This is a genomic window from Jiangella ureilytica (assembly GCF_004348545.1).
Lineage (GTDB): Bacteria > Actinomycetota > Actinomycetes > Jiangellales > Jiangellaceae > Jiangella > Jiangella ureilytica.
The window spans coordinates 1-14,288 of the sequence record NZ_SMKL01000032.1; the positions used below are offsets into that span (position 1 = coordinate 1).

Sequence of the window (14,288 nt, forward strand, 5' to 3'; positions counted from 1 at the left end):
AGGCGGCCGCGTCGTCGTTGTACGTGGCGTCGTCCAGCACCTGGGTCAGGTCGTCCTTGAACCCGGCCTGCTCCACCGCACCGGGCCCGTACTGCCGGACCGTCACCGTGTAGGTGATCGTGTCACCGACCTCGACCTCGGAGCCCGTGACCGGGTCGGAGGTCTTCGAGACCTGGTAGTCACCCATGATGTGGGTGGTCTCGCAGTTCGGGTTCTCGTCCGGCGCCGGCACACACACGCCTTCGAAGCAGTCCGGATCATCCTCGGGGCAGACCGACGTGACGACGTTGTGCAACTGGTCGTCGCCCTCACCGATCGCCGTCGTCGTGACCGAATAGGTCAGTGTGACCACGTCGCCGACGGCCAGATCGCCGTCCCAGCGCAGCGTCGGCTCGCTGTAGGACACCGGCCCGGCGGTCGCGGCGGCGTCGTCATTGTAGGTCGCATCGTCCAGGACCTCCGTCATGTCGTCCTCGACGAAGGCTCCGGTCACAGCACCCTCGCCGTGCTGCTCGATGAGCACGCTGTAGGTGACGACCTCGCCGACCTTGACCGACGAGCCCGGCACCGGGTCCGCCGTCTTCGAGTACTCGTACCAGCCGACGTAGATGGGCGGCGGCTGACACGAGTTCTCCTCGCCCTCGACCAGTTCGGGGCAGCCCACCGACCAGACGTTGTTGTCGACGATGGTGTCGCCGTCGGCCTCAAGGCCCGCGATGTCCTTGACCGTCACCGTGTAGGTGATGGTCGCGACCTCCCCGACCGGGACCACGCCCTCCCACGAGAGCACCCCGTCGGCATAGCTGACGGTGCCGATGTCCGCGGTCGCGTCCTCGTTGTAGACCGCGTCGTCCAGCACGTCCTCCAGCGTGTCGGTGAACGAGCCGGCCGCCGCCACCGGACCCTCCTGGGTGACCGTGATGCTGTAGGTGATCGTGTCACCCGGGCGCACCGTCGACCCCGGAGCCGGGTCCGACGTCTTCGCCACCGCGTAGTCCGACACGTACAGCGGCGCCGAGGTGCGCATCACCAGTTCGGTGTGCTCCGCGCGTGCCTGGGCGCGGTTGACGTAGACATCCTGCGGCTCGGCCCCGTTGGTCTCGATGACCACCTGGAACCCGAACGACCCGCCCGAGAGCAGTTCGCCGCCGATCACGCGGATCGCCGTCGGGTTCTCCGGCTTCGTCGTGGTCCACATCGCCGACGGAGCGTTCGGAGCGCCGTTGTCCGGATGCGCCGGGTCGTCGCTCAGTGTCGCCGGATCGGCGTCGGTGTAGTACACCGTCCCGCCGTTCTGCAGCACCACGTCGGACAAGGTGTACGTCCCGCTGTAGTCCGTACCGCGCTGGTCACCGATGTACGGCAGGATGTCGATCGTGTCGGTGTACGCCTGCGGCTGCGGGTCGCGCGACTCGATGGTCACCGTCCACGAACCGGTCCCGATGCCCTCCTCGTTGACGTGCGGGATGTACTCCGGGTCCCCCGTCTTCAGGATCGTCGTGTAGCCGTTGGTGGAGGTCGTCACCGTCTCCGTGGCCGGAGGCGTGGTGACACCTCCGTAGCTCGACGTCACTGTGTTCGTGAGCTGGGTCCCCGGCGCGATGCCGGTGTCGGCCACCGCCTGGTAGGCCAGCTCGTGTTCCTCGTTCGTCGCCACGCCGTCCAGGGTCCAGGTCAGTACCTGCTGCCCTCCGCTCATCGTGACCACGGGCTCCGGATCGGCCGACCCGGGCTCGTACGTCATGCCCACCGGCAGGGTGTCGACGATCTCGTATCCGTCCACTGTCTCCGGGATGATCCCGGAGCCGTTCGCCGAGTAGGTCAGGGTGAAGTCCACCGCAACGCCGGGCGTCACCGTCGACTCAGGCGTCGACTTCTCGATGAACGGCACCGCCGTCACGATCCGCACGATGTCCTGACGTCCGTTGGTGGCCGGGTAACGAGCATCCGGCGTCGGCGTGTGCACCGCCGAGTCCCACGGCTCGCCGGGGCCCTTCCAGTCGCCGTCTCCATCGAGCACGGAGCCGAACATCCAGACGTCCTGGCCCACCGCCACGTCGTCCTCGATCACCACGTGGGCGTTGAGCTGGATGCCATCGACTCCCTCGTCGGCGAGAAGCGACCGCGGGTAGACGACCCGAAGGGCCTGAATCGTCGTCCGGTCCGCCGGCTCGGTCGTCGTCCAGTTGCCCGGATCGGAGCCACAGTCGAACGCGTCCGGGTCACCGACGTTCCCGACGTAGTACTCCAGCGGGGGCGGGTTGTCGAGCGGTAGGCCGCTGACCTCCGTCTGGGGGTCGGGGTCGTAGATGAGGCCCCGGATCTGCGCGTACGGGAACGAGCCGTCGGTCGGCGGCGGCACGTAGTCGACGTACTCAGCGTCGAAGGTCAGGCACTCACCGTAGATGTCTCCCGGCTCGCCGGGGATGCGGGTGCCGAAGTGGTTGACGTGCGGCAGCAGCCTCGTGCCCGCCGAGACCCGATACGAGTCGTCCCAGGGCGTGCCCCCGGACCCGGTGTATGGCCGCCACCACGATGCGGACCAATAGCCTGGCAGGGTGTAGGCCTTGTTGCTGGTGTTGTTCCCCGGCAGGTCGGGGGACGACAGCCCGGTCGGCGACGTGTACGTCGGCGGGTTGGGGATGGTCAGGCTGATCGATCCCGGCGCGCTCGTGTGCACGCGGAAGAACAGCGAACCGCTGGCGATGTAGTCCCAGGCCGGCGGGAGCGGATTGCCCTGGTCGCCGTTCGCCGCGCTCGAGTCATGGCTCGGCGCGTTGGCCAGGTCGTAGTTGATCCCGCGCAGCGTCAGGTCGAAGACGTTCGGCTGGCCGGCGACCTCCTCCAGGATGCACTCGTCGACGAACGACGTCTCCTTCGACGCGTCCTGGTTGGCGATGTCCTCGGACCACGGGTGCCCGTCGGCCCGGCCGTAGTTGAACGGCGTGCAGCCGAGTTCGCCCGACGTGTAGTGCTCTCCGACGTCGATGGCGGAGCCGGTGCTCGACGCGAGGTTCAGCCGGTAGGTCACCTCGTCCGGGCCCGGGTCAGAGCCCTTACCCAGGCGCAGCGACCACTGGAGGTCGACGTCGACGTAGGTCGGGGTCTCGAGGTCATCCCAGATGTAACCGTTCGTGGTCCCGATGAAGTGGATGTCCATCGCGAAGGTGTTCCGGATCGGGACCGGAGGCAACTCGACCGTCTCGCCACCGGGGCTCGTGCCGTCCAGCACCACTTCCTCGCCGGTGATGCCGTTGGCGATCACCGGAGTCTGCACGACGAGCGCGGTGCCCATGTTCACGGCGTCGTCGCCTGCGCCGAAGTTGCACGTCAGCTCCGTGCCATCCGCGGAGATGCTCGACGGCGGGTCGACGCCCTCGGTCTTGCAGATGTCCGGGATCCCGTCGAAGACGGCCTTCTCCACCGTGAACGTGGCGGTGACGTTCTCCACCGGCTCGTTGCTCGGCGGCTCGTCCGCGTCGTTGACGTTCACCCGCCACTCCGCCACCACCGGATTGCCGCGGGCGATCGTCGCCGGCGGGTTCACCCACGTCCCGGTGATCTCGTACTCAGGTGTCACTGCGTGCGCCACGCTCGCGCCGCTCAGCAACACGAAGAGGCTCGACATCAACGCCAATACGACACTGATCGCCAACGGTTTGCGTACCACTTCGGTCGCACGGGCTGATCGACGACGCTTCAACAGCTGTCCGTCACTCATCCGGCTTCCCCCAATCCACCCTGCATTTGCGTTGCACTTGTCTGGCTATCGGATCCATGACGTGATCACGGGATGGTCCCGCTATATCCAAGGGCTCCGACGGGCACTACTCAGCACGTAATCGCCAGAACTGTGACGCAGATCACACCTACAATCGCCGCAAGGCGCCCAGAACCACCGGGTCGATCACCTGGCCCGGGACAGCACTCCGCCGCAGATCGAGATCATGAGTCCGCCGAGGTCATCGGGATCTTCCGCCGAAAACGACCGTCACCTGTGCCTCGAGTCACCACGCGATAGTGGCGACCGCCAGGGGGTTGCACGACATGTATCGACCGGCATATGTAGCGCCTCCATCCAGTGGGACGGCAATGGTGCTGTGTCGATGCCGGAAACACGATCATTCCGGCTTGTGACCCATTGCGCTCCATGATCCTTCTCGCCCACCATGCACGATCAATGTGCTCCCGCTGCCGTCTCGCTCCAGGTCGCCGATCGGGCAGCATTTGGGCTTCCGATGCGAGCACCTGGCAGCGGCGACCGTCACGCGGCCTCGCCGTCCATAGGGCCCTTGGTGAGCACGACGCCACTGATCATGAGGTCGATTCGCGTCTCCAGCAGGGGTCGCGGGGTCAGCAGCATCTGCCCCGACGGCTGCCACTTGCGCGCCGTGGCGCCCTCGATGTGCGCGGCGGCACCCCGCTCGTCGCGAACCGAGCTGAGGTCATGGAGGTCAGCGGCGCCCGCGACCTCGAGTCGGGGATCGCAAGCCTCCTCGTGCTCGTCCCCCTCGTCGTCGCCACCCTCGGCGCGGACGGGCTCATCGCTGCCGCTCGGGACGGACGACGGCTGCGCTCGCCGTTCAGCTGCAACGCTCGAGCACGTCGATCCCGCTCCAGACAGAGATCGACACCGACTGTGGTTCAACCTGCTCGACAGCGACCTCGGGCATGCCGACGAGTCGCTGGTCGACGCTCGCCGAGTCGAGCGGTCGACAGGGTCGACCCCACATCACATGGACGGCGTCCGGCGCGTCAGGTGTGCAAGCCGAGCACCGCCTGGGGAGGGAAGGTGGACGACTCGCTTCCGGACGCTCTTCTGAAACATCCTCCGCGCCGGGCTTCTGTCCCGGCCCAGTGCGGAGGGAGGACCGCCACATCGGCTGCGATCAGCGATGGACGCGGTCCAGCGGGAGGTGCAGCACGGGTCCGGCGCCGGACGGCGGGGTGCCGGCGGCGAGGGCCTCGATCTGGGCGGCACTCAACGCCTGGTCGAACATCCACACGTCGTCGACCGCGCCGTCCAGCGGGTTGTTGATGCCGTCGACCCGAGCGCCGACCCTGATGCCGGTGAGTGCGCCGGACGACACCGAGCCCGCCGGCGGTGCGGCCGTTCCACGCGGCTCTCCGTCGACGTAGATCGTGACCGCGTCGTCGCCGCGGGTGAGCGCGACATGGTGCCAGGCGCCGTCGGCGTAGTCGCCCGCCGCGGCCACGAACCTGTTCTCAGCGCCCGTGTTGACGTGACCCCGGATCCGGCCGAGGTCCGGCTCCAGCCTGATCCACCATTTCGGGTCGCTGGCCACGTTGGAGTACGCCCACATGATCGCCTGCTGTCCGGTGCCGTCGCTGCGGAACCAAGCCGCGGCGGTGAACGGGCCGTCGCCGAACTCGACGGCTGCATCGGCTGGGGTCTCGACGTAGTCGCCGGCCAACTCCAGGGCGGAACCCACCATGCCGCCGACTCGCCCGGGCGCTCCGCTGACCACGGCGTCGAGCCCGTTGCCGGACACATCGGGCGTGGTCCTGGGCGGCGGCGAAGGAGCGTCCAGCGCCGGCACGATCACCCGGGCGAAGCTGATCCGCTGGTGGTAGGTCAGCGTCGGGCCTTCGTCCAGCCGGTCGCCGTTCTCGTAGAGCACGCCGAGCCTGCGTGCGTTCCCGTGGTCGTCGATCTGGACCAGGTCGGAGTAGCCCGCCGGGCCTTCGTGGACGACCGGGCCACGCACCCACCCGCCTGCGTCGTCGAAGCTGGACCAGAGGGTCAGGTTCTCGCGCGCCGTCGGGTGCCCGGGCGCGGCGAACACGAGCCGCTCCCACCGGTGGGCGTCGCGCGACAGGCCGAGGATCGAGCCCTGGACGACCGGCGCGACGAGATCCGGAATCTCCTGGTACGGCGCGTCGAACGTCGCCCCGCCGTCGCTGCTGGTGGTGCCGGCCCGGGCGCCGACGCTGGTCCCGTTCTGGTCGCGCGCGTTGAAGTACAGCATGCCGTCGCTCAGTTCCACGACGGTGTTCTCGTTCGGGTTCACCACGCCCTCCGGTGTGGTGTCGACGCCGCCGAGGTGCCAGGTCGTGCCGCCGTCGTCGCTGTACAGCGAGTGAGCGCCCAACAGCCGGTCGTCGGTGCACGAGATGCCGGAGTCCGGCGGCGGCGCGGCCGAGTGGTTGCCCGGGACGACGAGCCGGCCGGCGTGCTCGCCCTGGGTGATCTGGATCCCGTGCCCGGGGCCGCCGACGAAGTGCCGCCAGTCGGCCGGCTTGACGTCGGCGGTGATCTCCACCGGGTCGGACCAGCCGGCGCCGTGGTCGTCGCTGTACAGAACGAACGACCGGCGGGTCTGCTCGGCGTCCGCGCGGCCGCAGCGGATGTCGTCGCCCGACACGTCGCCGCCGGTCCGGGTGACGTTCAGGACGATGCGTCCGGTCCGCTCGTCGAGGATCGGGACAGGGTTGCCGAACTTGTTCGGACCGTCGTCGACGACCACCTGCAACGGTCCCCAGGTCCGGCCGCCGTCACTGGAGCGTTTGAGGACGAGGTCGATGTCGCCGTCGTCGCCCGGGCTGTCGAGGCGGCCTTCGGCGAAGGCGAGCAGCGTCCCGTCGGCGGCCTGGACGACGGCGGGAATGCGGAAGGTGTGGTAGCCGTCCTGGCCCCGGGCGAAGACGGTGGTCTGCTCGACCGCCCGCGCGGGTGGGGCGTCGGCCAGCGCCGGCGACCAGCCGGCGCCGGCCGGTCCGGGCACGGCCGCCATGGCGAGACCGGCCAGACCGGCCAGACCGGTCGCCGCGAGCAGACGGGTGGTGCGACGTGTCGTCGTCGACATCGTGCTCCTTCCTCTCGATGGGTTCGGCAGTGGCTCAGCCGCGCCAGGGAGCGAAGTCCGGATGTGCTGCCGACTCGGTCGCCCGGGCGGCGAACCAGTGGCGGTGCTCGGCATGCCGAGCCGGGTCCCGGGGCGGGACGTTGGGTGCGTCGATGGTCGGTGCGCGTTCGTCGAGATGGACCGGTGGTGGCGTGTCGAAGAGCACCCAGTTCGCCAGCGCGTCGCGCAGCTCGCCGATCAGCTCCTCGCACGCCGGGTCGGCGATGCGGTTGTCCAGCTCGCAGGGATCGGCAGCCAGGTCGTAGAACGCGTCGAGCGCCGGGTCGTCGTAGGCGAGCAGCTTGTGGGTCGCGGTGCGCGCCATGAACGCGGCGGGACCGTGGCGGTTCTCCGCGAACACACACGCCCGTGACTGCGACGGATCGGCCAGGTCCCGTCCTGGGAGTGGGTCGGCCGGCACCAGGCCGGCCGCGGCCAGCACCGTCGGTGCCACGTCGATCAGCGACACGAGCGACGTATCGCGGCGCGAGGCGCGGGTACCGGGGAACTTCACCACCAGCGGCACCTTTGCCAGCGGGTCGTACATCGGCCCGTTCTTCAGCAGCAGGTGGTGGAACCCCAGGTACTCGCCGTGGTCGGACGTGAACACCACGAGCGTGTCGTCGTACAACCCGCGGTCCCGAAGCCGGTCGAGCAGCAGTCCGACCTGGTGATCGAGCTGCCCGATGGTGGCGTAGTAGTGGGCCATCGCCGTGCGCAGTGCCGCCTCGGTGAGACCCTCGTAGCCGAAGTACTCGTTCCCGTACCGCTGGTCCTGGTCCGGTATCGCCTCGGTCCAGCCGGGCAGAACGGTCAGCGCGTCGGGGTCGTAGCGCTCGTCCCACGGCGCGGGCGGGTCGAACGGGTGATGCGGCTTGATGAAGGACACGTGCAGCAGCTGCCCGCCGTCGTCGGTCCATGCGTCGAGTTCGTGCCGGGCCCGCTCGCCGATCCAGGTGGTCGAGTGCCACGCCTCCGGCAGGTCCGACCGGCCGGTGCCGTACGTCGTCCAGTAGGCGGGCGCCGCCGAACCGCGCAGGTGCTCCTCCTGGTCGAGCAGGTCCACCACGGGCGCCAGGCCGGCCGCGCGCAGGTCGCGGTGGTAGTCGTCGTCGTACCGGCCGGGGCCGTGCTGCTCCGCCAGCACCATGCAGTCGTAGCCGACGTCGAGATACGTCGGCGTGAAGTGCATCTTGCCCACCGCCGACGTCCGGTATCCGGCCCTCCGCAACGCGCGGGGGAAGGTGTCGATGCCCGGCGCCAGCGTGCTGCGGTTGGTCCAGCCGCCGTGCTGGTGCACGGTGCGGCCGGACAGCAAGGAGTATCTCGACGGCGTGCACACCGGCAGCGGGCAGAACGCCTCGGTGTACAGCACGCCGTCCGCCGCCAGCGAGTCCAGGGCCGGCGTCTCGACGTCGGGGTTCCCGGCCGCGCCGAAACAGTCCCAGCGAAACTGGTCGGCCTGGATCACCAGGACGTTCGGCCGGCCTGTCATCGGCTCGGCGCGGGGGTGAGAAGCCCGATCGCGTCGAGGCGGTCGCGCAGTTCGGCGACCTCTACCGGGCTTGGCGAGGCCAGTGGTGGCCGGCACGGCCCGCAGTCCGGGCCGACCAGGTTCGCGGCGGCCTTGAACCCGGCGAGCTCGCCGCCGAAGGCGCTGGCCGTGTCGATTGCCGACTGAGCGAGGAACTGGCAGGATCGTGCTTCGCTCAGCTCGCCGCGCTCGACGTGCTCTATCATGCGCAGGAAGACGGGTGCGGCGAAGTTGTAGGCCGAGCCGATGGCGACCCGCGCGCCGATGCCCATCGTCGCTAGGAGCAGCCGGGCACTCCCGACGTACAGCTCGTAGCTGTCCCCCGCCAGGTGCAGGCATCGCTGCAAGTCCGCGAGGTCGTCGTGGGCGAACTTGATCCCGGCGAAGGTGGGGACGCGGTCCCGCGCGCCCGCCAGCACCTCGCTCGCCGGCACTGTCACGCCGGTGACACCGGGGATGTGGTAGTAGATGAACGGGACGTCCGGAGCGGCCTGCGTGAGCCGCGCGACGAAGTCGACGACGGCGGCAGCGTCCGCCGGCCGGTGGAAGTACGGCGGCACGGCCGAGATCGCCTGCGCACCGGCCTGCTGGGCGTGGGCGGCCAGGTCGCGCGCGTCGGCCAGGCTGGTGTGCCCGACGTGCGCGATGACGTCGAACCGGCCGGCCGCGACCTCGCACCACCGCTCCAGCAGGCCCATCCGCTCGGCCGTCGTCATCGACGCCCCCTCACCGGCCGTGCCACCCACGTACACACCACGGCAGCCCCACTGCGCGAGGGCGTCGGCCTGGTCGCCGACGACGTCCAGGGCCAGGCTGCCGTCCGGGCGGAACGGGGTGAAGACGGCCGTCAGCAGGGTCATCGCCGAACTGCCGGCGGCATGGTTCACGGTGGTCAAGGAGGAGCCTCTCTCGCGGAACGGACGGGGTGGAGCTCAGGCGTGGAGGTCGTCGAGCACCAGGAAGTCGCACGGTCGCCGGCCACGCCGGTGACCTCGGCGGTCACGTCTTCGTGGCTCCTTCGGTCAGTCCCGCCACGACGTACCTCTGCAGGAAGATGAACGTCGCGATGACCGGCAACGCGATGACCGCCGACACCGCCATCAGATCGTTCCACCGCACGCCGTAGGCGTTGGTGATCTCCGACAGCACGACCGTGATCGGCTGGATGGCGTCATCGGTGGCCAGAGCCAGGCCGAACACGAACTCTCCCCAGGCGCCCAGGAAGCTGATCACGGTCACGGTGACCATGCCCGGCCGGCTCATCGGCAGGGCGACCCGCCAGAACGCGGTGAACTCGTTGCAGCCGTCGATCTTGGCGGCCTCGACCACCTCCGTCGGCACGCTCAGGTAGTACGGCCGGAGGATCGTGACCGCGAGCGGGATGGCCAGTGCACAGTTCGCGATGATCAGCCCGACGTAGGAGTTCACCAGGCCGGCGCTGCTGAACAGGACGAACATGGGCAGGGCCAGGTTCACCGACGGCACCATCTGCACGATCAAGAACAGCATCAGGATGACCGGCAGTAGCGGGATCTGCAGCCGGGCGAGCCCGTACGCCGCCGGCAGCGCGATCAGCAAGGTGACCAAGGTGGTCCCGATCGCGATGATCCCGCTGTTGACGAGACCGCGAGCGATGTCGGCGTCGGAGAACACCGCGTCCACGTACGACGCGACGGTCGGCGGCAGCGGTACCAGATCCGGCGGCACCGCGAAGATGTCGCCGGCCTCCTTGAACGAGGTGTTGAGCATCCAGTAGACGGGGATCAGGTACACGATCGTGACGACCAGTCCGCTGACGGCCAGCCAGCGGCGCTGGCGTCGTATCCGCGCCGGTACGACGGCGACGGCGCTCATGCCCGCTCCTCCGATCGAATGGCGCGGAAGTACACGAACGACAGCACGATCGGCACGACCATCAGCACGACGGTCGCCACCGCGGCGGTGTCGAACCGCGAGAATGCGAAGGCCTCGTTGTACGCGTACACCGGAAGGGTCTCCGTGGCGCCGCCCGGCCCGCCGCCGGTCATCAGGAAGATCGTGTCGAACGTCTTGAACGTGAAGATGAAGATCAGCAGGATCACGGTCAGGCTGACCGGGCGCAGCAGCGGCAGCGTGAGCCGGCGGAACTGCTGCCACGGCGACGCCCCGTCGATCCTCGCCGCCTCGTACAGCGTCGGTGAGATGCCTTCCATGCCGGCCGAGAGCAGGATCATCGCCAGCGGCCCGAAGCTCCACGCCGTCGCCAGGATCACCGCGATCACCGCCGTGGTGGGCCGGCCCAGCCAGAACACGTCCCCCTCGACCAGCCCGAGCGTGTTCAGAACGGCGTTGAGCAGGCCGTAGCTTCCGTCGAGCAGCCATCGCCAGACGTTGGCGCTCACGACGGTGGGCAGCACCCAGGCGATCAGGACCACCGCGCGGAGGATGTTCCGGCCTCGATAGAACCGTCGGAAGATGAGGGCGAGGCCGAGGCCGAGCAGGAACGTCACCGCCACGGTGCCGAACGCGTAGACGAGCGACACCCGCAACGAGTGCCAGAACTCCGGGCGGCCGAACTGGTCGGCGTAGTTGTCCAGCCCCACGAACGCGGCGCCGCCCTGGGTCACTTCGCGCATACCGACGTCGAAGAAGCTCTGGGTGATGTTGTAGAGCAGCGGGTAGACGACGGTCGCGGCGACGTATATCGCGGCGGGTGCGACGAACAGGAGCCCACGCCAGTTCCGGCGACGCCGGGGCAGCCGGGGCGGCGGCGTGACGGCCGCCGTCCCCGTCCGCTCTTCGGCGATACGTGTCACGACGGTGCTCACGAACCCGCGAGGGCTTCGTCGATACGGACCTGCGCCGTCGCGGCGGCGTCCGCTGCGCTGGCCGAACCGCTGATGGTGGCCTGCAGCGCTTCCTGCACCAGGACCAGCATCTCCTCGGAGTTCGTGGCGACCTGGCCCTCGGGCGCCCAGGCGTTCTCGAGCTGGTCGGCGAACTTCTTCCGGATCGGGTCCTCGACGGCCCCCGGGACGTCGTTGCGCGCAGGGAGCTTGTTGCGCGCGGGAAGGTAGGTCTCGAGGACGTCCGGCTGCTGCAGGTAGGTGATGAGGTCCCAGGCGAGATCCTCGTCGCCGCTGCCCTCGGTGATGGTCAGGTTCTCGGCGGACAGGAACGTCCTGCTCGTCTGGTCGGTGGGAATCGGCGCCACGTCCCAGTTGAGGTCGGGCACCTCCTCGCGCAGGATGTTGACGTACGTCGCCGAGTTGATCATCATCGCGGCCTGCCCGGTGGCGAAGTGGTTCTTGGCGTCGTCCTCGCTCCAGGTCAGGAAGCCCTCGGAAAGACCGCCGTTCTCGACCATCCGCCCGAACGACTCCAGGGCCTCGACACCGGCCTCGTCCCCGAACGTCTCCAGGTCCCCTCCGGCGGCCAGGGCCCGCAGCAGGATGCCGGTCGCGCCCTCAGCACCTTCCCGGCCCGACACCGCGAGGCCGTACTTCGCGCCGTTCTGGGAGAGCGCGGCCGCGGCCTCCTCCATGTCCTCCCACGTCTGCGGCGGTTCGACGCCCGCGGCGGCCAGCAGGTCGGCGTTGTAGTACACGGCGTAGTCGTCGGCGACGTGCGGGATGCCGTAGGTCGCGCCGTCCACCTGGGTGGTCTGCCAGCTCGTCGGGTAGTACGCGTCCTGCTCGCCCCACTCCTCGACCCGATCGGAGAGATCCTGGATGATCTCGGCCTCGGCCATCTGCTGGGTGTCGAACGCGTTGATCAACGCGATGTCGGGCAGCTCGTCGGCTGCTGCCGCCTGCTGCAGGGTGCGGTTGAAGTCCGGGAACGGGACGTGGCGGACGTCGATCTCGACGTCGTTGGCAGCCGCGAACTCGTCGAGCGCGGCTTCGAGCGGCACGTTGTGCGGCTCGCCGTAGTAGTGCATGAACGAGATGACGCCGTCGCCTTCCGCCGTCGCGTCGTCGTCGCCGGAGTCGTCACCTCCACCGCCGAGGCTGCCGCACGCGGTCAGCGACGCCGCGAGTCCGGCGACGAGCGAGACCGTGATGAAACGGGTTCGCGCAGAGGGAGTGATGCGCATGGAGTCGTCCTTCCCTGATGCATGGGCGCTGTCGGCAGCGCCGGTCTCGGTCGTGGACGCCCACGCATCGCGTCGGCCGCCGCGGTCGTCAGCCTGCTAGACATCCTACAGGTTGGTGACCGTAGGATGTGGCTGACGGCACTGTCAAGAGGGCGGACGTAACTTGAGCGAAACAGAGCAGGAGCCGGCGTTCCGGCGCCTGGAGCCGCTTCCCCCGCTGCACAAGACCGTGCAGGAGGAGATCCGGCACTACATCATCAAGCAGGACCTGCGCCCGGGTGACCCACTCAAGCCCGAGGCCGAACTGGCCCGGCTGTTCGGCGTGAGCCGCAACTCCGTCCGCGAGGCGGTCAAGGCGCTGGAGTCCACGGGCGTCCTCGAAACGAGGCGTGGCAGCGGCGTGTACATCAAGGACTTCTCTTTCACGCCGCTGCTGGACAATCTCCCGTACGGCCTGATGCAGGGCCGTCGCGCGCTCGGCGAACTGGTCGCGCTGCGCAAGGCGCTCGAGGCCGGCATGATCGCCGACGCCATGCAGGCGATCACACCCCAGCGCATCGCCGGACTACGCGACGTCCTGGCCGTCATGGGCGAACGAGCCGACCGCGGCGAGGACTTCGCCGACCAGGACCGCGAGTTCCATCGCCTGCTCTTCGCCGACCTCGGCAACGAGATGCTGCTGCAGCTCTTCGACCTGTTCTGGCAGGCATACCACCGCGCCGCTCCCCCGGTTCACGGCCGCGATCCTCGACAGATCCACCGCCTGCACGCCGAGATCATCGAGGCCGTGCTCAGCGGCGACGCCGAACGAGCCCGCGAAGCAGTCCGACAGCACTACGTCGGCATCGAGGAACGAGTGAGCGACAGCGCGCCGTGAGCCACTCACGGGGCCCGTCCCAGGCCGGCGCCATGGGGATCAAGAGCCTCGGCGGCGCTTCTCGAGCCGCTCCTGCTCGTCGAGCGAGCGGTGCTCGGCGTCGACGACGTCGTCGCGAGCACCGTCCGTCGCCAGCACGAGCTCGTCGAGCTTCAGCATCACCGCCCGCAGCTCCCGCGCGCTGGCGTGCTGGATGAAGAACACCATGACGAACGTGACGGCTCCGGTCACACCGAACAAGACGTTCAGCCAGGCCTGCGTGAAGCCGTTGACGAGCGCGACGACCAGCCAGACCACCACGAAACCCGCCGCGAGAACGGCGGCGGCGGCGCCGCCGGCGAGGTCGACCACCGATCGGGCGGCCGCTGACAGGTGGCCCCGCCAGGACTCCGCCAGCCCCGACAGAGCCGGGCGGTCCTCATCGCGGGCCGTCATGTCCCCGCACCGCTCGGTCCTTGGCCGATGTGGAATGCGTCGAGGATCACCTGCCCGAGGCGTGGGGCTCAGGATCGATCGCCGCCTCGTCACCCTCCTCCGGACCCACCTCGCCGGCGCCCACCCGCTCATGGATGTTGTCGATCTTGCGCTCGATCCGCTCCAGATCCTCCGCGTCAGCCTGGAACAACAGATGCTTCGCCGCCAGCAACAGCACCGCCTGGAACACCAGCTGCAGCCACTCGCTCTGCCAGTTCTCGAACGTCGAGGCGAAGAACGACGTCAGATACTCCGACCAGCTGAACGGCTCGCCGTGCACCTGCTGCTCGCTGCGGAACTCCGACAACTGCGTGAAGAACTGCCCCAGCCACGAACCCAGGAACAACAGGATCAGCACATACACCGCACCCCACCGACGCAGATTCCGCATCAGATCCTCCTCCACTCGACCGCAGCGGTACGTACCCCGTCGCGTCAGAGCCCATGCCCGGCCGGCGGAGC

10 protein-coding genes are annotated in these 14,288 nt (G+C 69.0%); 1 reads left to right on the top strand and 9 read right to left on the bottom strand.

Annotated elements, in window-relative coordinates; all coding sequences use genetic code 11:
- The 7 genes from E1212_RS15360 to E1212_RS15390 form a co-directional block, all read right to left on the bottom strand.
- A partial coding sequence (locus tag E1212_RS15360) for a DUF7927 domain-containing protein (protein ID WP_162605486.1) occupies positions 1 to 3,628 on the bottom strand: 3,628 nt, incomplete at its 3' end.
- A 1,261-nt stretch (positions 3,629 to 4,889) separates the two neighbouring features.
- Positions 4,890 to 6,827, bottom strand: coding sequence for a sialidase family protein (locus tag E1212_RS15365; protein ID WP_203416888.1), 1,938 nt, complete (start codon positions 6,825 to 6,827; stop codon positions 4,890 to 4,892).
- A 34-nt stretch (positions 6,828 to 6,861) separates the two neighbouring features.
- A complete protein-coding gene (locus tag E1212_RS15370; RefSeq protein ID WP_131983951.1) occupies positions 6,862 to 8,361 on the bottom strand; it encodes a sulfatase-like hydrolase/transferase in 1,500 nt (499 codons plus the stop codon).
- A complete protein-coding gene (locus tag E1212_RS15375; protein ID WP_203416889.1) occupies positions 8,358 to 9,260 on the bottom strand; it encodes a dihydrodipicolinate synthase family protein in 903 nt (300 codons plus the stop codon). Before E1212_RS15375 ends, E1212_RS15370 begins: the two co-directional genes overlap by 4 nt.
- Positions 9,261 to 9,399: 139 nt before the next feature.
- A complete protein-coding gene (locus E1212_RS15380; RefSeq protein WP_131983955.1) occupies positions 9,400 to 10,254 on the bottom strand; it encodes a carbohydrate ABC transporter permease in 855 nt (284 codons plus the stop codon).
- Complete coding sequence (locus E1212_RS15385; RefSeq protein ID WP_131983957.1) at positions 10,251 to 11,207, bottom strand: carbohydrate ABC transporter permease; 957 nt, start codon at positions 11,205 to 11,207, stop codon at positions 10,251 to 10,253. Before E1212_RS15385 ends, E1212_RS15380 begins: the two co-directional genes overlap by 4 nt.
- Positions 11,204 to 12,475 (bottom strand): ABC transporter substrate-binding protein, encoded by a 1,272-nt coding sequence (locus E1212_RS15390; RefSeq protein WP_131983959.1) that lies wholly within the window; start codon positions 12,473 to 12,475, stop codon positions 11,204 to 11,206. The genes E1212_RS15385 and E1212_RS15390 overlap by 4 nt, the downstream gene beginning before the upstream one ends.
- Positions 12,476 to 12,638: 163 nt before the next feature.
- Between E1212_RS15390 and E1212_RS15395 the strand changes: the two genes are divergently transcribed.
- A complete protein-coding gene (locus E1212_RS15395) occupies positions 12,639 to 13,352 on the top strand; it encodes a FadR/GntR family transcriptional regulator (protein ID WP_203416890.1) in 714 nt (237 codons plus the stop codon).
- Positions 13,353 to 13,391: 39 nt separating this feature from the next.
- Here E1212_RS15395 and E1212_RS15400 read toward each other — a convergent pair whose 3' ends face one another.
- Together E1212_RS15400 and E1212_RS15405 are read right to left on the bottom strand one after the other, a co-directional pair.
- Positions 13,392 to 13,787 carry a low affinity iron permease family protein gene (locus tag E1212_RS15400; RefSeq protein WP_162605487.1) on the bottom strand — a complete coding sequence of 132 codons (396 nt, stop codon included), beginning with the start codon at positions 13,785 to 13,787 and terminating at the stop codon, positions 13,392 to 13,394.
- Positions 13,788 to 13,833: 46 nt separating this feature from the next.
- Positions 13,834 to 14,217: a DUF6766 family protein gene (locus tag E1212_RS15405; protein WP_420814384.1), complete on the bottom strand. Its 384-nt coding sequence runs from the start codon at positions 14,215 to 14,217 to the stop codon at positions 13,834 to 13,836.
- Positions 14,218 to 14,288 lie beyond the last annotated feature (71 nt).